Origin of the sequence: Psychromonas sp. SR45-3 (genome assembly GCF_014163575.1) — a bacterium.
Taxonomy (GTDB): domain Bacteria; phylum Pseudomonadota; class Gammaproteobacteria; order Enterobacterales; family Psychromonadaceae; genus Psychromonas; species Psychromonas arctica.
The window spans coordinates 92,134-112,851 of record NZ_JACJDP010000009.1; the positions used below are offsets into that span (position 1 = coordinate 92,134).

At 36.7% G+C, this 20,718-nt stretch carries 17 protein-coding genes and 1 riboswitch; of the genes, 9 read left to right on the forward strand and 8 right to left on the reverse strand.

Going from position 1 to position 20,718, the window contains the following annotated elements; translation table 11 throughout:
- Positions 1–37 precede the first annotated feature (37 nt).
- From H5084_RS07390 to thiD, 3 genes are read right to left on the reverse strand one after another with little or no spacing between them, the layout of a single operon-like run.
- Positions 38–847 (reverse strand): ABC transporter permease, encoded by an 810-nt coding sequence (locus tag H5084_RS07390; protein ID WP_182690064.1) that lies wholly within the window; start codon positions 845–847, stop codon positions 38–40.
- Positions 840–1,628 (reverse strand): ABC transporter ATP-binding protein, encoded by a 789-nt coding sequence (locus H5084_RS07395; protein ID WP_028868646.1) that lies wholly within the window; start codon positions 1,626–1,628, stop codon positions 840–842. The genes H5084_RS07390 and H5084_RS07395 overlap by 8 nt, the downstream gene beginning before the upstream one ends.
- A gap of 9 nt (positions 1,629–1,637) precedes the next feature.
- A complete protein-coding gene (thiD, locus tag H5084_RS07400; protein ID WP_037071524.1) occupies positions 1,638–2,480 on the reverse strand; it encodes a bifunctional hydroxymethylpyrimidine kinase/phosphomethylpyrimidine kinase in 843 nt (280 codons plus the stop codon).
- A 66-nt stretch (positions 2,481–2,546) separates the two neighbouring features.
- Positions 2,547–2,668, reverse strand: a riboswitch (TPP riboswitch).
- A gap of 635 nt (positions 2,669–3,303) precedes the next feature.
- Between thiD and H5084_RS07405 the strand changes: the two genes are divergently transcribed.
- From H5084_RS07405 to H5084_RS07425, 5 genes are all read left to right on the forward strand, one after another.
- Entirely contained in the window at positions 3,304–4,734 is a 1,431-nt protein-coding gene (locus H5084_RS07405; RefSeq protein WP_182690065.1) for a diguanylate cyclase, read from the forward strand.
- A 522-nt stretch (positions 4,735–5,256) separates the two neighbouring features.
- Positions 5,257–6,648, forward strand: coding sequence for a cytochrome ubiquinol oxidase subunit I (locus H5084_RS07410; RefSeq protein WP_409077631.1), 1,392 nt, complete (start codon positions 5,257–5,259; stop codon positions 6,646–6,648).
- A gap of 9 nt (positions 6,649–6,657) precedes the next feature.
- On the forward strand, positions 6,658–7,656 hold the full coding sequence (cydB, locus tag H5084_RS07415; RefSeq protein ID WP_182690067.1) for a cytochrome d ubiquinol oxidase subunit II: 999 nt from the start codon (positions 6,658–6,660) through the stop codon (positions 7,654–7,656).
- A complete protein-coding gene (locus H5084_RS07420) occupies positions 7,656–7,760 on the forward strand; it encodes a DUF2474 family protein (protein ID WP_166370635.1) in 105 nt (34 codons plus the stop codon). The genes cydB and H5084_RS07420 overlap by 1 nt, the downstream gene beginning before the upstream one ends.
- A 721-nt stretch (positions 7,761–8,481) precedes the next feature.
- Positions 8,482–10,794 carry an EAL domain-containing protein gene (locus H5084_RS07425; RefSeq protein WP_220485918.1) on the forward strand — a complete coding sequence of 771 codons (2,313 nt, stop codon included), beginning with the start codon at positions 8,482–8,484 and terminating at the stop codon, positions 10,792–10,794.
- Between the two features lie 204 nt (positions 10,795–10,998).
- Here H5084_RS07425 and H5084_RS07430 read toward each other — a convergent pair whose 3' ends face one another.
- The 4 genes from H5084_RS07430 to H5084_RS07445 form a co-directional block, all read right to left on the reverse strand.
- Positions 10,999–11,817 (reverse strand): TIGR01459 family HAD-type hydrolase, encoded by an 819-nt coding sequence (locus tag H5084_RS07430; RefSeq protein ID WP_182690080.1) that lies wholly within the window; start codon positions 11,815–11,817, stop codon positions 10,999–11,001.
- A 301-nt stretch (positions 11,818–12,118) separates the two neighbouring features.
- Entirely contained in the window at positions 12,119–12,307 is a 189-nt protein-coding gene (locus H5084_RS07435; protein ID WP_028868617.1) for a DUF2892 domain-containing protein, read from the reverse strand.
- A gap of 163 nt (positions 12,308–12,470) precedes the next feature.
- On the reverse strand, positions 12,471–13,073 hold the full coding sequence (locus tag H5084_RS07440; protein ID WP_084296257.1) for a Crp/Fnr family transcriptional regulator: 603 nt from the start codon (positions 13,071–13,073) through the stop codon (positions 12,471–12,473).
- A gap of 347 nt (positions 13,074–13,420) precedes the next feature.
- Positions 13,421–15,808, reverse strand: coding sequence for an AsmA family protein (locus H5084_RS07445; protein ID WP_182690068.1), 2,388 nt, complete (start codon positions 15,806–15,808; stop codon positions 13,421–13,423).
- Positions 15,809–16,319: 511 nt separating this feature from the next.
- On the opposite strand from H5084_RS07445, the gene H5084_RS07450 reads away from it, so the two are divergent.
- Together H5084_RS07450 and H5084_RS07455 are read left to right on the forward strand one after the other, a co-directional pair.
- Positions 16,320–17,426: an endonuclease/exonuclease/phosphatase family protein gene (locus tag H5084_RS07450; RefSeq protein ID WP_310735740.1), complete on the forward strand. Its 1,107-nt coding sequence runs from the start codon at positions 16,320–16,322 to the stop codon at positions 17,424–17,426.
- A gap of 12 nt (positions 17,427–17,438) precedes the next feature.
- A complete protein-coding gene (locus H5084_RS07455; RefSeq protein ID WP_182690070.1) occupies positions 17,439–18,131 on the forward strand; it encodes a LysE family translocator in 693 nt (230 codons plus the stop codon).
- Between the two features lie 219 nt (positions 18,132–18,350).
- Here the strand turns inward: H5084_RS07455 and suhB are convergent, their stop codons facing one another.
- Entirely contained in the window at positions 18,351–19,139 is a 789-nt protein-coding gene (gene suhB, locus H5084_RS07460) for an inositol-1-monophosphatase (protein WP_028868613.1), read from the reverse strand.
- A 214-nt stretch (positions 19,140–19,353) separates the two neighbouring features.
- Between suhB and trmJ the strand changes: the two genes are divergently transcribed.
- Positions 19,354–20,112 carry a tRNA (cytosine(32)/uridine(32)-2'-O)-methyltransferase TrmJ gene (trmJ, locus tag H5084_RS07465; RefSeq protein WP_028868612.1) on the forward strand — a complete coding sequence of 253 codons (759 nt, stop codon included), beginning with the start codon at positions 19,354–19,356 and terminating at the stop codon, positions 20,110–20,112.
- A 121-nt stretch (positions 20,113–20,233) separates the two neighbouring features.
- Positions 20,234–20,710, forward strand: a complete 477-nt coding sequence (iscR, locus tag H5084_RS07470) for a Fe-S cluster assembly transcriptional regulator IscR (protein WP_028868611.1) — start codon at positions 20,234–20,236, stop codon at positions 20,708–20,710.
- Positions 20,711–20,718: the final 8 nt, after the last annotated feature.

Below are 20,718 nucleotides of genomic sequence, written 5' to 3' on the forward strand. Positions count from 1 at the left end.
TTTTAGGGTTAGTTTGGCGCCATTAAAAACGGCGCATTTAGATCTCCCAGGGGATTAGCTTTTTTAGTAACTTATCAGTAATGAAATATAAACTCACAGAGAGCGCAGATAGAATAAATAAGGCCGCAAACATTTCATCAATTAACATGCGCGCGTTAGCTTGTAGCATCAAATAACCCAAACCTTCGCTTGAACCTACCCATTCACCGGCAACCGCACCAATCGGCGCAATAACCACCGCAACACGAATACCAGATGCTAAAGTAGGTAAAGAAGCAGGCAGTTGAATATGACGTAACATTTTCCATTTAGTCGCGCCCATGGTTTTAGCTAAATCAAGATAACCAGAAGGAGTATTCTTTAACCCGTCGTAGCAGCAGGTGGTTACAGGAAAAAAGATGATCATGGCCGCCATCACTATTTTTGAGGAAATACCGTATCCTAGCCAGATCATTAAAATAGGCGCAATCGCAAAAACAGGAATCGCTTGGCTGGTGATCAGGATCGGTAATAACCATCGTTTAATGGGTTTAAACAGCAGCATTTGTAGCGCAAAACATAGGCCCATGGAAAGACCTAGTAATAATCCTAAAAGTATCTCTAGTGTGGTCACCCAACTATGTTTTAATAACACTTCATAACGTGTAAATAGGCGTTCAAATACTGCTAACGGCTCAGGTAAAATAAAAGAGGGTAGTTCAAAGAGCACTACAATCGTTTGCCAAATCGCAATTATAATCATAAAAGTGAGCAGAGTACGTAACACTGGTGGTAGTGTTTTATTGCTATCTCTCTTTTTATTTTCAAGCGATTTAGTTAAACCTGATATGGCAAGAAAATTACGCATAATCTTGCTCCAAACGGTCAAGAATAGTCTGCTGAAGAGCTGCGCATTGTGCATCAAATTGTCTTGGTGCTAGAGTGCTAGGTACATCTAATGATTCTGCAGATGCGGGTTGGCCTTGCATAATATAAAGCTGGTTTGCTAAACGGATTGCCTCTTGTGGATCATGCGTAATTAAGACTACGGTTTTATCTTTTAATAATTCATGTGCTAAGTTTTGCAAGCGGTAGCGTGTTACTGCATCTAATGCAGAGAAAGGCTCATCCATTAATACCACCGGCTTGTTTTGCATTAAGGTTCTAGCTAATGCAACACGTTGCCGCATTCCACCAGATAATTGCTGTGGTAAATAATGGGCTTGTTGTTCAAGACCAACCTGCTGTAACAGTTGTTGTGCATTATCACGCTGCGACGGTTTTGGGTTAGGTGTGAATTTCTCACTGAGCAGTACGTTATCTAATACTGATAACCAGGGCATTAATAAATCTTGTTGTGCCATATAGGCAATTTGACCTTGCAGTGCAACATTAGTGCTGGTGGATAGTTGCCCAGACCATTGTACTTTATCACTTAATAAGTTCGCCAAATAACGTAACAAAGAGCTTTTACCGCAGCCACTACGCCCCAGAATACAAGTCCATTGCGCCGCTGGAATATGCATAGTCAATGACGACAATACATGCTGTTCACTATTGTGATAGCGTAAACTGGCATTATGAATACCAATGCTGGGCGCGCTTTGAACTACTGAACTTGATGGTTGTGACGATAGGTTGTTTGTCATGGTAAGCACTTATTGATTCAATACATAAAAATGATCTACAGGGCCGCGGCCTTGACCAATGTTAAGTTGGTCAGCATGTTGTAATGCTTGGGTAATATAATCTTTACCAAGCTGTACTGCTTTTGATAATTCATGGCCTTGAGCTAAATATGAAGCTATCGCTGAAGATAAGGTGCAGCCTGTTCCATGGTTGTTGTTAGTATTAATACGTTTTGCTGTGAGTTGCTGTACTGAGTTCGTCAAAATTAATAAATCATTACTGTTTTCATCTTGTTCTAAATGCCCACCTTTTAATAACACGGCTTTAGCACCTAACTGACGTAAAGCATCAATCATTGCCTGCATCTGTTGTTCGCTGGTGGGAATGTGACTGTCAATCAATGCAGCACCTTCAGGCAGATTAGGGGTAATTAAATCAGCCATTGGTAGTAATTCAGTTTTTAGGGTTTGAATCGCAGCGTTTTCTAATAATAAATCACCGTTGGTGGTCACCATCACAGGGTCAATTACTAAAAAAGGTGGATTGTATTGCTTTAGTTTTTTAGCCACTACTTTGATGATTTCACTGTCTGCTAACATACCTACTTTAACCGCGATAATATTGAGATCACTAAACACGGCATCTAATTGCTTTTCAACATATTCGAGGGGGATTGGGAAGATCGCTGACACACCCTGTGTATTTTGCGCAGTAATGGCGGTAATCGCAGAACAAGCATAGCTACCGGTTGCTGAAATTGCTTTAATATCAGCTTGAATGCCTGCGCCGCCACTGCTGTCAGAGCCTGCAATAGTCAATACAATCGGTGTGCGAATAGGGTTACAAATAGTGTTAGGCGTAAGGTCAGACATAATGGCTCCGTTCACAACGCGATCGGAACTGATATCAACCAATACAAAGCAAAGGAATGCCACAGGAATGGTTTCTACATAGTTCCCTGCGTCAGTGTTAACTGTATCAGGTTCAACGGGTATCGACGTTTTATCAATTAATCTTGATATCACATCGCTCTCAGCCAATGGCCCCCCGACTATAATCACCGCAAATAATAACAAGTTCTGTTAAAAGCGCAATCAAACATATTGGTAAAGGAGAGCTTGTTAAGTTAATCGTGATTAATCGCCTACGGAGCGCATAACAAGGAGGGCTTGTTTCCCGTAGTTTAGGACCTATCAATTTTGATTGAAATTCATAATCAACCTGGCTTTAGTGATGTGGTTTTAGATGCACGGAGGTGATTTGTTATGACGCAATCTTGGCAGCCTCCAAGTGTTACTTGTTGATACGCCTTACTGCCACTGTAAATGTTGCATTGTTAAAATTAATAGCTGTTCCAAACTAAATTTTTTAAAAACAATTTATTGATGAACTGCAATTTTATCAAAAAAACAACTAACTTTTATAGAATAAAAGAGGTATGTTTGCCTTTAAATATTAACTAATAAATTATGAGTAGATGATAACTATTTTAGATAAAGTGAGGCCATCACGTATTTCCACTAAATTATCTTTCTATGTTTCGGTGTTTACCATCGTCGCTTTTACGCTGCTTCAAATTTATAATTTTTTAATACTTAAATCTGAAATAAAAATACAAATTAATAAAGAGCAATATACACAAGCTAAATATATCGCAAAAGACATTCAAAAAAAATAACAATGCGAACGAGTTTTTTGGTTGCTTTAGCTGATAAAATCCCTCCTAAAAAAATACAATCAGAAGTCTTTATAACGGAAATCATTAAAAATAATATTGTTTTTACTGATTTTTTTCCGCAGGGCTTTGCAGTTATAAGCCCAAATGGACAGGGTGCTATAGCTGAATATCCGGTTATTCCAGGTAGAAAAAACTTAATAATGACTGATTACGAATGGTTGAGAAAGGCAAACAATAGCCAAGGCGTTATTATTAGTTCACCTTTTCGTTCTGAAGTTATGGGTGAAGTACTGGTTGTGATCGCAAAAGCGTTAAGAGATCAAAATGGGAAAGTATTAGGCATATTAGAAGCACCAATCTTCTTGAACCGCCCCGGATTTATGGAGTATATTTTTGATAAAGACTTTAGTGAACGAAGCGATATATTAGTCATTTCAAGAATAAATCAAATATTCTTAGCATCGAGCGATCCAAATCTAGTGTTAAAAGCAACGCCAAAAAAAGGGATGGATGCATTCCTCGACGAGGTAATGGCGGGCTTTAATGGATATGGCAATACAGTTACATCAGTTGAAGGTGAGATGTTAGCAGCTACGGCTGATATTAACTCTCCAGATTGGTTTGTTATGGTAAGAACCCCTGTGGCCAAGGTTTATCAATTAATAAACGAAAGTTTACGAACAGCAATTATTAATGGGATCATTGTTAGTGTTTCTGTTTTTTTGGCGATTATGTTTTTTTTATTCTTCTTTTTTAATCCATTAAAAAAGGCTGCTGAATCTGTTAGGGAAATGGTATCGCAAAAAAAATCACTGACACATATTAAAGGTTATAAAAAAGATGAAATAGGTGATTTGATTATTGGTTTTAATGCAGCTATTGATATGGTTAATGAGAGAAATGATAAACTTGAAAAATCGAACGCGGTATTAGAGTCATTGTCACAAGTAGATGGGCTAACTGACGTATTTAATAGGAGGTGGTTAGATAAAACGCTTAATCATTTATGGTTGGTGAAAACGCGTAGCCAACAACCGTTAACTCTTTTACTCATTGATATAGATGAGTTCAAAAAATTTAATGATACTTATGGACATATAGCGGGTGATGATTGTTTAAAAAAAGTAGCTCAAACTATCCAAGAGACTATTTATAGACCTACTGATTTTTTGGCTCGTTATGGTGGTGAGGAGTTTGTTATACTACTAGAAAGTGATATTAAAGAAGGTGCTTTAGTAGCAGAAAAGGTAAGGCTTGCAGTGAGTAATTTAAACATTTCCCATAGTGAGTCATCATACAAGCATGTCACAATTAGTTTAGGTATCGCATCAATGATCCCTCAATTAAACATTAAATCTGTTGAGTTAATTAAACAAGCAGATCTTGCCTTATACCAAAGCAAGGAAAAGGGGAGGAATCGCTGCGAGCGTTATAAAAGCAGGTCATAAATGAAGCAGTGATGTTCAAAAGGAGTGTTTAAAAAGAGAATTTTATTTGGCCATCGTTAGACATCATTATTTACAGGATTTTATTTATTGGCTCAAGCAAAGTGATACAACACTGCTATCGTCACTAATTTCTACATTAAATTACTTCGCAATAATCTATTATCGATTTAATCACACGTCTTCAATTAAGCAATCCAAACTATCTCTTATAATTAAATGTAATTGCACTTTCTCTTTCACTTTCATTAATCGTAATTTAAGTTAGTTAAGAAGGCTGTACACAGTCTTAATGGCTGGTTAAATAACTCGTAAACATATTATATCCCTCTAATATTAATAACTAAATTTGACTTTAGAGAGTGAATAAATTGGTGTTATCAATGGTATTGACCTGAGTATATATTATTTGTTTTTTTATATAAAAACCTACTCTGAAAGAGAGTGAGCTGATAAAAAACATTAGAGAAAACTTGATCTTTATTGCTTCAAAAAGCGTACATGATCCTATACAAATTAGGAGTGATTATGGACACTTTGGCATTAGATCTGGCACGGTTTCAATTTGCATTTACTGTGTCTTTCCACATTATATTCCCATCATTTACTATCGGGCTTGCCTCCTACTTAGCTGTATTAGAAGGCTTATGGCTGAAAACCAACGATGACAAATATATTCAAATCTATAAATATTGGTTGAAAATATTCTCTGTTACTTTTGGCATGGGCGTGGTTAGTGGGATTGTACTCAGTTATCAATTTGGTACTAATTGGAGTGTATTCTCAGATAAAACGGGCCCTATCCTTGGGCCATTAATGGGCTATGAAATTTTAACTGCATTTTTCCTAGAGGCTGGATTTCTTGGAGTGATGCTGTTTGGTATGAAAAAAGTGGGCAGAAAACTACATTTCTCTGCTACCTGTGTTGTTGCTTTTGGTACTTTTCTCTCGGCCTTTTGGATCTTGTCAGTTAACAGTTGGATGCAAACACCTGCTGGGTATTCGATAAATGAGGCTGGACAATTTATCCCAGAAGATTGGCTCGCGATTATTTTTAATCCTTCATTTCCATACCGTTTAGTGCATATGTTGTTAGCCTCTTATCTGACGACTGCCTTTGTGGTGGCTGCAGTAGCGGGGCACCACCTAATTAAAGCAAATCATAATCCGCTAGCCAAAACTATGTTTTCAATGGCGTTGTGGATGATTGTTATTGTCGCGCCACTGCAAATTATTGTTGGTGATTTTCATGGTTTAAATACGATGCAGCATCAACCCGCAAAAATAGCTGCGATGGAAGGGCATTATGACTCTCATGACGGTGCTCCCCTGATCCTTTTCGGCATACCTGATGATCAAGCTAAAGAGATGAAATATCAGGTAGCTATTCCTAAGTTAGGTAGTCTTATTTTAACCCATGAACTTAACGGCAGAGTACAAGGCCTTGATGCTTTTCCTGAAGCTGATCATCCACCCGTTTCGATTGTTTTTTGGAGTTTCAGGGGAATGGTGGGTATTGGTTTTGGTATGTTGATGATTGGTCTTGTCAGTTTATGGCTTCGTAAAAAAGGTAAGCTTTATCAAACACCATTATTTCACAAAGCCTGTGTTTTATTCGGTCCTGCTGGTTTTGCCGCTTTAATCTCTGGTTGGATAACCACTGAAGTGGGTAGGCAACCATTTACTGTGTATGGATTATTAAGAACTGCTGACTCTGCGTCACCAATAGACGCAGTTGCAATAACTTGGTCTTTAACCGCATTTGTTATTGTTTATCTGTGTGTTTTTGGGGCTGGGTTCTTTTATATCATTCGCTTAATGCAAAAATCGCCTACACGCTATGAGCAAGCGTTAGAGGCTCGACTTCCTGATGGTGCTGAAGTGCCGCCTGCTTCACATCCGAACAGACTACCTTAGGGGAAACATATGGATTACGCTTTAATTTGGTACGGGTTGATTGGTTTTGCCGTATTAATATATGTTGTGCTAGATGGATTTGATTTGGGAATAGGCATTCTTTTTCCCAAAGCAACTAATGAAGCAGAACGAGATTTAATGATGAATAGCATTGCACCTGTTTGGGATGGTAATGAAACCTGGTTGGTGCTAGGTGGCGGTGGATTATTTGCTGTATTTCCACTCGCTTACTCTATTGTGATGCCAGCGCTTTATGCACCGTTAATTATTATGCTACTGGGGTTAGTATTACGTGGAGTTTCATTTGAGTATCGATTTAGAACTAAACGAGGAAAGTTTGTTTGGTCTATCGCATTCTTTGCAGGCTCTATTGCAGCTGCTGCAACTCAAGGGATCATGCTAGGTGCGATGTTACAAGGTATCGAAGTCGATGCTAGAAGTTATGCGGGAGGATGGTTTGATTGGTTTACACCGTTTACTCTATTCTGTGGTTTTGCAACTATTTGTGCCTATGCGTTATTAGGTGCGTGTTGGTTAGTGATCAAGTTACCTCAGGAGTTAGCTGATAGATATTATGATGTGGCTAAATATTGGGGGGGGGCTTTAGTACTTTGTATTGTTGTGGTAAGTGCTTGGTTGCCATTAACTCATGAAATTGTTGCTCAGCGATGGTTTAACTTACCTAATTCGATGCTTTATTTTATGGTACCGGCATTGGCTGTGATATGTATTTGGCAATTATTTAAATCCTTAAACAATCATCAAGCAGTGCGGGCATACTTGTTTGGCATTGGGTTATTTATTGTTTCTGCATTGGGGTTTTCTGTTAGTACCTTCCCATATATTGTCCCTTTCGCTGTTACTTATGCTGATGCAGCAGCGCCAGACAGTAGCTTAAAGTTTTTGCTGACCGGTACGGTATTTTTATTACCCATGGTGATTGCGTACAGCGGTTATGCTTATTGGGTGTTCAGGGGTAAATTAAAACACGACGAGGGGTACCATTAATGAAACAATCATTAAAGCAATGGGGATGGATGGTTATAATTTGGTTCGGCAGTGTACTTGCCCTGAGTGTATTCGCCTATTTACTACGTTTTATTCTGAAGTGATGTGTTATAACGTTTAAGTTTTTAGATGTTCGAAAGTGGTCATTTATAACACAGTCTTCATCATTAATATCAACTTACTGATAAATCTTAATACCATTTTATATTTATTAGTGTTCGTTGTGCTTATTTGTGCCGTGAACGCTAAATCGTCGTTACCACTTACCACTTACCACTTATTACTGATTTTTACTGTCTGAATTGCGAATGGTGGATAGTGATGACTATATAAAATAGTAGATAACCTGCTTTTAAAATAATGACTAGTTTTAATCACTATTTGCACCTATTTACCTAATTAACTCAGTGATTTTTAAAAAATTCAACTCCCTCATTTAATTTAGTTGGTTGTTGATTGGTTTTTATATATTATTTATTTAATTTTCAGTCAGATAGGTTTTCTTAGCTTATTAAATCGGGGGCTGTGGCAACATCAGCGTATCGTTAATATTTTTGATAATAGGTGAAGCAAGCAATTGAAAGTTCTTTAAATATAATATCAATCACGTTGAATAAATTTTCTCATTAGTATGAGAGCTCTTACAATATTGATAACTATATTACCTAATAATTAACTTCAATAACTCAAAATTAACCACCTCAAAAGAGGTGCTTAATTTGCTTTTTTTCGTATATTATTATGTATAATATCTTTTCAACTCTATTGGCTTGGATCTCGGCAATATTTTTATAATAGACTCCATTAAAAGGAAGCTAGACCTGTATGCCTATTAAATTAAAGCAGCGTACTTTAGAAGATAAAATTCTATTAGCCATTACTGCTGCAGCAACATTAGTCTTATTCCCTTTTCTTATTACAAGTCTTTTAGCGCACGATATCGCGCATATTGCTGTTGATATTGCAGCCGTTGGTGGTATTTTTTCTGTATTTCTCGGGGTGTGGTTTACCAGTAACATTAAGCTTTTTAGTGCTATATTCGCGGTTCTTGCACAAGTTACTATTTTAATTGGTATTTATGTAAAAGGGGCGGGGCTAATTTATTGGCTTTTCCCAATCATTATCGCCAGTTTTTATCTATTACCCATATTTGTTGCCAGTTTATTTAATCTACTTTTGATTACTGTCGCTTGTTTGTTTACCTATGATCAATTTGATAGTTTTACATTGTCTCGTATTGTTGGTGCATTTTTTGTTACCAATTTATTTTCTATGATTTTTTCAATGTTTATGCAAAATAAAAATAAGCAGTTATTAGAAAAAGACAAAATAAGCCAACTTCGTAATAATATTCTTGAGCTGATTGCTGGTTCAAGTAAGTTATCTAAAGTATTACCTGCAGTGATACATTCTATTGAAAATGAATTACCAGATACTATCTGCAGTATTTTATTACTTGATAAAACAGGCAAGCATTTAACTGTTGGTGCTGCTCCTAGTTTACCCGAATTTTATACAAGCTTAATTGATGGTTTAGTGATTGGTGACGGAGTCGGTTCCAGTGGAACAGCTGCCTTTACAGGTAAAAGAGTGATTGTTTCTGATGTTGCTACTCACCCTTATTGGTTTGCTTGGAAAGTGTTAGCTAAAAAAGCAAATTTAGCGTCGTGTTGGTCTGAGCCGATTATTGGCAATCAAGGAAATGTACTCGGTACTTTTTCTCTCTACCATCGTAAAATATCGACACCCAAGAGTGATGATTTTTTACTTATCGAACAATTTGTGAACCTTGCTCGGATTGCGATAGAACGGGAAAATGCAGATCAAATAATTTGGCAGCAAGCCAATTTTGATAGCTTGACTCATTTATCTAATCGGAATTTATTACATGAACATTTAACTAATGCGCTTAATAATGCCGAACGTGATAAAAAGCAACTCGCTATTGCAATGTTAGATCTTGATAAGTTTAAAGATATTAATGACTCCTTAGGACATGGTGTTGGCGATGCTGTTTTGGTTGAATGTTCAAAGCGTATTAAGGCTTGTATCAGAAAAAATGATATTGCGGCGCGTTTAGGTGGCGATGAATTTATTATCGTTTTTGTGGGCACAACAACGCCAGAAGATATAGATAAAATTGCACAAAAATTATCAAATTCACTGGCTAAACCTTACCTTATTCAGGAAAAAAATATTTTTTGTACCGCGAGCATCGGTCTCGCATTTTATCCAAATGATGCCTTAACTATTGATGCCTTATTGAGAAATGCAGACCAAGCAATGTATCGCGCTAAAACTCAAGGTCGCAATAGTGTTCATTATTTTACTGATAATATGCGTACAGACTTTATGAAACGAATGGAGATCATTCAGGACCTACGCATTGCGGTAATGCAAAATCAGTTCTATATGGTGTATCAGCCCATTGTGAATTTGGAAAATAATCAAATCATTAAAGCAGAAGCCTTGATCCGTTGGCAGCACCCTGAGAAAGGTCTGATCTCGCCCTTTGACTTTATTCCTATTGCCGAAGAAATCGGGGTCATTATAGAAATTAGTCAATGGATATTTGAGGAAGTATCAGAGCAAACTAAAATTTGGCGAAATCAATACTGTAAGGATTTAACAATAAGTATTAATACTTCCCCTGTACAGTTTAAAAATGACGGCCAACAAATTAAATCTTGGGCTGAATCCCTAATTACACGAGAAATACCATGTGAAGCGATCGCTATAGAGATCACTGAAAACTTAGTGATGGAAAATCAAGATGAAGTGGTTGATGTACTCGATACGATACGAGAGCAGGGTATTGCTGTGTCAATTGATGATTTTGGTACGGGTTATTGTTCTTTTTCTTACCTTAAAAACTATGCTATTGATTATTTGAAAATTGATAAAAGTTTTGTGCAAAATATGTCAGCTGATAATAAAGATGTTGCATTATGTGAAGCCATTATAGTGATGGCAAAAAAACTGAATATTGAAGTAATAGCAGAAGGCATTGAAACAGAACAACAAAAGCAACTATTAATAGATGCGGGTTGTCTGCTGGGACAAGGTTATTTATTAGCTAAACCTCTTTCACACATTGATTTTGAAAAGCTCCTCATTGAACAAAATAAGGTTGTTTAACGTTTAATCACCTTGCTAAAACTTAGTTAATTTAGTTTACAAGCGATACGATTGAGCGTGGTGATAAGTAAGTTGTGGGCAATGCAGTTTATAAATTATTCAATATACAAGCTGTCCAATTAAAAAGTGTTAATGTACATCACTGTGATAACAGGCACCGTATAGGGCTGCCTGTCACTATCAACATGAGTATGATTAATTTTATTATTGTTTAAACCAATCGACATAAAAAGTAGGTTTGACAGCATACTCATTACATAAATCTTCAATACTTTGATGGTTGCTAATACTCTTCGCATGAATACCACTAGTGATGAATAAGCTACTGATATTAGCTGCATTCGCACCCGCTATATCGTGCTCTAAACTATCACCTACGGCGATCGCATTTTCCCAACCTCCCACTAACTCTTTACACATTCTATAAATTTCTTGCTGTGGTTTTCCGTGCCAGTGCACCGTTCCCCCCATCTTTTGGTAAGCACTCGCTATCGAACCAGGGCAAGTTTTTAAGGTGCCATCGGGCTGCATAGCAACCAGATCTGGGTTACTCACCACCAATTCAAGTTTATGCTGATAAGCCCATTTTAAGTCATCTAAATAAGCCTTGAGGCTACCTCGATCAACCCCGCAACATAATATAAACGAAGCTTCATCTCGTGTTGATTCAGTCAGGCCACAATCTGCTAGTACACTGTGGTTATTATCCCAAGAAAAATATAAAGCTTGGTTACCCAACTGTTTGAATTTGTCTGAAGCAAAGTTATGGCGCATGTGATCGCCAGAAGTTAGTACATCAAGATATAAATCACGGCTAATGCCTGACTCTTGTAAGCGGCTATAGGAGAACGTTCCAGTATTACCACTATTAGATAAGATAACGACTTTTTTGTTGTGTGCTTGTAAAAATTTTAATGCGTTAATAGCTTCTGGGAATGCATCACCACCATTGTGCAGTACTCCCCATTGGTCAAGAATGAAGGTATCAAAACTATCAATTATATCTTTAAGCCCGTTAATCATATTCACTAGATAAGTTCTCCTTGATGTGAAAGTCAATTTAAGTCATTTATTATACCTGTTACCAATCAAAATGCATTGTTCAGTCACGAGCTGAAACTTCAATACGTCTGTACAAGTGCTAAAGGTTTTAGTTTTCGAGGAGGGGAGGGCATTTGTTGCTTGAAAGTGGTGTCGAGACAGATCCCTTTATCTTATCTGTTATTCGTCATTCACTTGTTGGTTTTTATTAGGCTGGTGATTTGGTCGTCTGTATTGGTTATGCAACCGAGATACTATGGCATAACCAAATATATAAACAGGGTTACTGTTCGTCTTTATCGGTTTTGACGCCTAAGATAGTATAAGCTGGGCAGGTTTTTACTAATGCCGTTACTATCAGCACAATACCAATAGCTCCCCAGTAATTAACGCTGATAATACCCCAAATAATAAGCGCTAAACCTAATACCATTCTTATGGTGCGATCCGTATTGCCGATGTTTTTGTTCATGAGAATACCTCCTGTTGTTTGCTCTTGAGGTATTATTACGCTTCATAACTGGCGGGTATGTAACTATTGTCACATTGCTTTTATACTTATTTTAAATAGATGTTTTTAAATGCTTTTCAAATAAAATGATATATCTAATTGGATAGATTGACTTGCACAAAAGTCAGGATAAAAGCTGCTTACGTAAGACTATTTCACCTCGGTGTAACTCTATCAATTCTTTCTCTTCCAGTTTTTTAAGTAAGCGACTGATCACTTCTCTTGATGAAGCGAGTTCTTGTGCAATCTCTTGATGAGTTATTTTTAAACGTGGTGCTTGGTTGTGTACAGATAACCAATGTATTAATCGTGTTTGTAATGAATCAAAGGCAAGTTCATCGACTTTTAAAATTAGGTCTGCCATACGTTCGGTTAACATTTTAAAAATGAAAGCTTGCCATATAGGCTCTGTCGTTAACCAATGTTTTAATTGATTTTTGGAGATAACATAACCTTCTGAGTGAACTTGAGTGATTGCAATAGCGGGAAATGCTTTCTCATTAAATAGGCAGGACGTGGTTAATACACAGCTTTCACCAGCATGAACGTTGTAAAGTGTAATATGTCTGCCATCTTCCGCAATACGCATGACTTTCACTTTACCTTTGGTTAATACCACAAGATTATCGCAATGATCTCCTAAGCGACAGACGATTGTATTTTCCTTAATAGCTACCTTTTTGATGGATATTTGTTTGTTTAAAAAGTCGAGTATTGGTGATGTCAAGGAAGCGTCCTTACTACAAAGATAGGTTCTTTATTTATGTTATAGCAATCATATTAATTAATGTAGGCAATTTTACTTGTTAATGTGGGCTATTTCTTTGTTGCAAGCTTCATAAATGTAACAAGCATTAAATAATTTAGGCATTAATCTCTTTTGGTTGATTCGCGGTACAAGGTTAACGCAATTAACTAATTGAAAGGTAGTAATCTAGATCATTTATCCAGATTGATATTATTATGTAATTACTGTTATTTTTTCGTCAGTAACCCTAGAAAAACATTAAAAAAATAGCTGATACAGTTTCCTGTGTCAGCTATTTGTATTTAAGACTTGAAAGGGTAAAAAAGTTAGTTAAATAAACCTTTTAATGTTTTCTCTAAATCTTTTGCTTCTTCTTTTAAGTCACCCTTGGATATTTTTTTACCTGAAAGAATGTCTTTTGCTTTATCTTTGATGACTTGTTCTGCTTTATCTTTTACCGCTTTTTTGGTTGCGTCTATTTGCGCTTTTAATGCGCCTTCAGTATCTAAAGCAAAGGTTGGTTTTGTAAAAGTTCCCTTGATACGCAACGGTATAGAGATACCATTTAGATCTACATAACTGGTGCTTTCATCTGTTTTCGATAATGGTGTTACACCTAATTTATAGTCAATCGTTTGCTCGATAGTATTGGCAATGCCGGTACCATCTAAACGAATAACGGGTGATAACATGGTCAGTTTTTGATTGTTAGCAATGCCTTTTTCTACAGTAAAGTCACCTAGTAATGAAGCAAAATCTGTTTTCTTAACCAGTTTATCCGGTGCGATTGTTTTACCTTGTATTTTTGCTTTTAAGACACGTATTTCATGAGAAAGGTTAATCCCATATAATTCTCCATCAAGTATTTTAAAGTCACCTTTGGCAACAATACCTTGTTGAATTTTGGTGGCTGTTAAACCTTGCCCACTAGCGACTAAGTTCATATTTGCAGTACCGCTTAATAGATCCACTTGAGCTGTGTCTTTTAATAATTGTATCAAGGTGATATTGCTAATACTGGTTGTGGCTTTATATGTGTTTTTACCGCCACTTTCATCAACCCAAGCATCAATATTTAATGAGCCATCATAAAGTTTTGCTGTTAACGGTTTCAGCGTCGCTCTGCCATCTTTTACGGTTAAGTTATTAGTGATTTTTCCGATTTTAATATCTTGATAAAGTACGCCTGCAATACTTAAATCACCTTTAATATCCAAGGTTTTTAGACTGCTTAAGTCAGGCTCAACTTCTTTTTCTGTGGTTGGTGCTTTTTCACCTGACTTTCTTGCTTCTTCATTTTTGTTGCTTGACTCTGTTGTTGTACTTGAAGCTAAATAGGGATTTAAGTCCCATACGTTACCTTTTAAGTTATAACGGATAACAGGAACCGCTTGTTGGATGAAGCTTAATTCTCCGCCTAACTCGATATCATTAACTGTTGTTTGCAGCTTATTAAGGCTAAGTTTTTGCTTAGCAAGGTCGTAGTTAATTTCACTGCTAATCGTGCTGTTGATTTTTTCTTTACTGATACTTGGGGCATTTAATTCACTGATCATTTTGAATTGATTAATAATAATTTTTTCAAAATTACTGACATTCATTTGTTTAAATGAAAGATTTACATTGCCCTGTATTTGCTCACCTGTAATTGTATTTTTAAGTTCAAACTTATTTATCGCCGCTGTTTTTTTATTGATATCAGCTGCCAGATTTGTTTGTAAGTTAGTTTCTAATTTATTATTGTCTAGACTACTACCGGTTAAACTGCTGGTCATGATCAGTTTGCCCAGTGTAAGTTGGCTATGGTCTTTAATATTAATATCACTACTGTTGATATAAATGTCACCTTCCAAGAATGCCCCTGAAAATTGATTATTAATGGTGATGGCTTTGATATCTAACTGCTTGGTGCCAACTTGGTATTTTAATCCACTTTTAAATTTGGTATTTAGGGTACTACCTGATAATGCGTCAGCAAGTACGTCACTTTCAATGGTTAAATTAGTGAGTTCCACAACATTTAATGCGGCGTCCACAAATAGATCTGTTTCTAATGAAATATCCGCCTCAACTTGTACATTTTTTAGCGTGCTGTTTAAGCTGAAGTGAGCTGTTTGATCAAAAGCAAACTCGCTCAGTCTCATGCTATTAATGTCAACTTCTTGTGTCTCACCTTTTTGGTGATCAATCACTTTTAATTGCGCATTAGTAATATTCAGGCCAGACAGTACGAATTGTGACAGATCTAAGGGATCTGATGGCGCGCTAGGGTCTTGTGTCGATGTTTCTTCTTCTGGTGCGTTAGCCGTGTCTGTTGTTTCTTCAGGTTGTAAGTTATCTAGATTTGATAAGCCATCTTTATTGGTGATCAAGTTAAATTCGACACCATCCAAGATAATTTCGCCAACTTCTAATTTTCCTTTCAATAAAGGTAATACACTGATAGAAATTGCTGTTTCTTTGACGTTTAATAGTGTCTTTTCTTTAAACTCTGGGCTATTGAATAGGGTAATTTGACCACTTTGGAAACCTAATAGAGGGTATAAACTCCAACTTAAATCGCCTGTGATGACCAAGTCTCTATTAACTGACTTCTTAACTTGATCTTGAATCTGCTGTTTATAATCATTAGGGTCAATGAAAGTGACAACAATAATGACGATTAATAATAAAAGCGCAATCAAAGCTGCTGCTATCTTTAAAAATAATTTCATTAAACATATCCTCTTGAGGGGAGTGGTATTGATTGAATAAAGCACAGTGTAATGTGTTAAGCCGATATGATCATCATTTGATTATTTATTCGTACTAAACTTGTGCTATTAATGAGCAATTTTTTGTAAATAGTTGCAACCAATAGGTTTTTGTATCGTATTAGTCGGATGTTTTGATAAGGCTTATTTTTAAGTGCAATGCTTTCAGATTGTCATTCTCTTTCTATTTGTCATTCAGTTGTGAGTTATATTGATGCTTATAGCCATTTATATAGCTGCTTAATTTTTGACTATTACTGTGCATTTATTGTTTCAGTATGTGCTTTATCTACCAAGCTCAAAGACTCTTCATGGAAGCTGCAGTATATTTTCCTAAAAAATTTTAAATGCATGAAAATAACACCTTCGACTGTTTTTGCTTACTCTAAGCAGAGGTTATTTATAGCGATTATCGTGAAAGTCATTCACACTGTGCGATACTGGTTCAATGACCATTGATAATGAGGATTTTGTGTCAAATAATTCGGTATTAACACCTAGTATAAATGAAGCCAACTCACTGCTGCCTAATTCTGAGGTAAGTAATGAAGTGGCATATACAAAGATTAAAGTGGCGACCTTTAATCTTTTTAATTATTTAGCACCACCTGATGCTTTCTATGATTTTGATCGCATCTATTCCGTACAACAGTGGCAAAAAAAGCAACAGTGGATAACAACCTATTTAACAACACACCAGCCTGATGTGATTGGCTTTCAGGAGGTTTTTAGTGCTGAGTCATTGCAGGCGTTAGTAAAGGAGGCAGGTTATCAATACTTCGCAGTGATTGATCTGCCTACTGTGATAGATGATTTTATCTATCGTGATCCTGTGGTTGCTTTAGCAAGTAAATTTCCAATCAAAGCTATTTCTAGCGTTGCTGTTGATACTGAACTTGCTTTGCAATTAGGGTTAACAGCTGACTTTAGTTTTAGTCGTAAAGTGTTAAGAGCTACCATTGAGTTGCCCCATATAGGGGACAGTGATTGTTATGTGGTGCATTTTAAATCAAAACGAGCATCTTGGCAGGCACAAACAGATAAATTAACCTCATTAGAGGGAAATGTGCTTCAGCAGTTTAAAGCACAAGTTGCAGGAGGGTGGGCGTCTTCGGTTCAACGTGGTAGTGAAGCAACACTATTAATGATGAAAATGTTGGAGAGACGTGCGAAAAAAGGGAATGCGATGATATTGATGGGAGACTTTAATAACCCATTAAGTGATGGTATTTTAGCGCACTTAGTAACCCCGAATTTGCTTTTTAATAATGACCAAACGCAGCAAAAGCTAGTCAAGTTTTACGCTTTACGAGATGCCTGGGACTTATATAAAGACAATCAGTCAGCTGATGCTAAAGTACTTTTAACGCGTGCTGCCACCCATTATTTTGGGCAAGGCAGTTCAGTGTTAGATTATATTTTATTATCCAGTGAGTTTGATGCTGCTGATCAATCCAGTTATTTTGAAGTCAGTGATTATACCAATACGGACAAACATTTAATTAATCCAAGTTTTGATATCGATGGTGAAAGCACTGACCATGCTGTGGTGAGTATTGCTTTAACATTGCGCCAATAAGCAGCAATAAAGATGAATGAAGTGTTAGCGTTTAGCTTAGTGGCATTTTTGCTGGTTATTTCACCGGGCCCTAATGGTGTTTTAATACTTAAAACGATAGCAAGCAACCCTAAATCGTCAGCTTTAATTAATGTAGTGGGTATTGCTTGTGCAACATTTATTCATGGAGGATTATCTATCTTTGGGTTATCTGCGTTAGTTATGCAATCCGCTGAATTATTTATGTTAATAAAGTTACTAGGAGCTGCCTACCTTTTTTATATTGGTGTTAAAGCTATTTACACCTCTTTTAATAACAGTAAAAAATTTAACGAGGGAGGAAACATTCAAGTCAGTGCAGAAGCTCTAATGAACGCAGCGGCGAAGTGCCCAGCAGAAAAGAAGCTGGGTGTAATGGGACGTAGGTTTATTACTTTTTTTAATGAAGGTTTTTTAACACAATTACTAAATCCAAAAGTGTCGATGTTTTATTTAGCTGCTTTTCCACAATTCATTGGTTTTGATGAAGCGCATATAAGCACTGCATTTTTGTTTGTTGCTATCCATGCTGTATTTATTATTAGTTGGTTTACTTCATTGATTTTTGTCGTTGATAAGTTAAAAAGTTTGCAGCAACAAAAAGAGTCGTGGTTAAATCGTTGGACACAACGTTTGTCTGGCACTGTGATGATCTATTTTAGTTTATTAATCGTTTCACAACGTTAAACCACAATAAGCGGTGTGCTGTCTAGACTTTGTACACTAAACCTTGTGTGATAAGTGATCGAGGGGAATGTTTTTTAAAGCAAAGTTAAAGAATTTACTTCTTATGTGGATAACAAATGAATTAATCGCTAGATAGCAAAAAGCCAGAACAATTTGTTCTGGCTTTTTTTAATCTAATGGTTGTTCTTTTGTTTTTTTCAACAAATGAAAGACGATTAATTAAGCATTATGCTTACGAATAACCGTTAACATTTCTTTTAAAAGTTTTGGATTAGCTGCAACAACATCACCTGATTTAAAGTAGTCATTACCACCGTTAAAGTCAGTCATCATTGCGCCAGATTCTTTTAATAATAATTCGCCGGCTGCGATATCCCAAGGTTTTAAACCAAATTCCCAGAAACCGTCCATACGACCTGCAGCAACGTAAGCTAGGTCAAGTGCAGCACTACCGCCACGACGCATATCAGCAACATCCTTAAAGAAATCTTGGAAGATGTTTAAGTATGTTTCTAGGTTGTATTTTTGTTTGAACGGGAAACCTGTTGCTAACAAAGTACCAGCTAATTTTGGCACTGTGCTAGTACGGGTACGGTAGCCGTTGATTTGTGCGCTTTGGCCACGAACTGCTGAGAATAATTCATTGCGGATAGGGTCAAAAACAACGCCGACTTCGGTACGGCCTTTGATTTTTAATGCAATTGAAACGGCAAAATGAGGAATACCGTGAATGAAGTTTGATGTCCCATCTAGTGGGTCAATAATCCATTGGTGATCAGTATCTGCACCGTTATCAATACCTGACTCTTCAGCAATAATACTGTGGTCTGGGTATGATTTACGTAATGTACCAATAATTGCTAATTCAGCTTCTTTATCAACGCTGCTTACATAGTCGTTAAGTGATTTTTCTTCAACTTCAACAGACTCTAAATTTTCATAACCTTTTACAATTACTTTACCCGCATTACGCGCAGCACGAATCGCAATATTTAACATTGGATGCATAGGATCACCATTAGATTTTAAAAGAACATGAAGGGAAATTCCTTCGGCGCGAAATTATACACAGGTCACATAATTGTGCAATATTTTAATTGCTTGAAAATTCATCTATTAAATGCCGTTTTAGTTTAAAATGCCCAGTTACAATGGTTTAGTTGTTATACAAACAGTGCTAAACTTTGCGCTCAAAAAATTTACTCTTCACGAAGGAAAAATGATGCTAGATAACGTTCGCATTATATTAATTGGTACCTCTCACCCTGGCAACATTGGCAGCGCTGCTAGAGCAATGAAAACAATGGGCTTGACTGATTTAGTGTTGATCGATCCTGAATGTGAAGTCGATGGTAAATCGGTTGCTCTTTCAGCTGGAGCCAGCGATGTATTAAAAAATCATAAAGTCTATAAAACACTCGATCAAGGTATTGAAGATTGTGGTTTGGTCGTTGGTGCAAGTGCGCGCCCTAGAACCCTTGATTGGCCTATGTTAGATCCAAGAGAAATGGGTGTTAAAGTTGCGAGTGAAGGAAAAAAACACAAAGTAGCATTAGTCTTTGGTCGCGAAAACAGCGGTTTAACCAACGATGAACTACAAAAGTGTCATTTTCATGTGTTTATTCCTGCAAATCCAGACTATAGCTCACTCAACTTAGCAATGGCCGTGCAAACATTAAGCTATGAAGTGCGAATGGCATTTTTAGCCTCAGAAGCATTTCCTGAGGTTGTCGAGGAGTACCCGAGAGCGGCTGACTTCGAAGGTATGCTAGAACATTTACAAAAAACACTGTTTCAAATTGGCTTTATTGTACCCGCTCATCCGGGCTTGGTGATGGATAAATTACGTCGTCTATTGAATCGTGCTCGTCCTGAAATCAATGAGTTAAGAATGCTTAGAGGTATTTTTAGTAGCATGCAAAAATCCATAGAAAGTGTAGAGAAAGGTGCGCTAAAAGATGAAAGCATCAATAAAAAATAAAACCAACTAAAGTGTAGGGTTTTTTACTTGACTAAATTTGTCAGGTATTTATACTGAGTGTATTAAGTCATTCGTTTTTAACCGATATGGTTGTTAAACACTTATTATAGCGAACTCTACTATGAAATTAACTTCAAAAGGCCGTTATGCGGTCACTGCGATGCTAGATGTTGCAATAAAAGAGCACAATGGCCCTGTACCCCTTGCTGAGATCTCTGAGCGCCAAGGAATATCGCTTTCTTATTTGGAGCAATTATTTTCAAAGCTTAGGCAAAAAGAGCTAGTAAGTAGTGTACGTGGTCCCGGTGGCGGTTATAAGTTGGGCAAAAGCAAATCAGAGATTTCAGTGTCAATGATAATTGATGCAGTAAATGAAAGCGTTGATGTGCGTAAATGCTCAGGTAAAGGTGGTTGTCAAGAAGATGGCGTACAGTGCTTAACGCATTCTTTATGGGAGCAATTAAGTACCAGAATTAGTTCATTTTTAGACGGTATTACATTAGATGAATTAATGGCTAGTGAACATGTACAGCATGTTTCTGAACAACAAAATAATAAATTTACTAATAACGAACTGCTTAATATTATCTCTAAATAAGGGCAGTG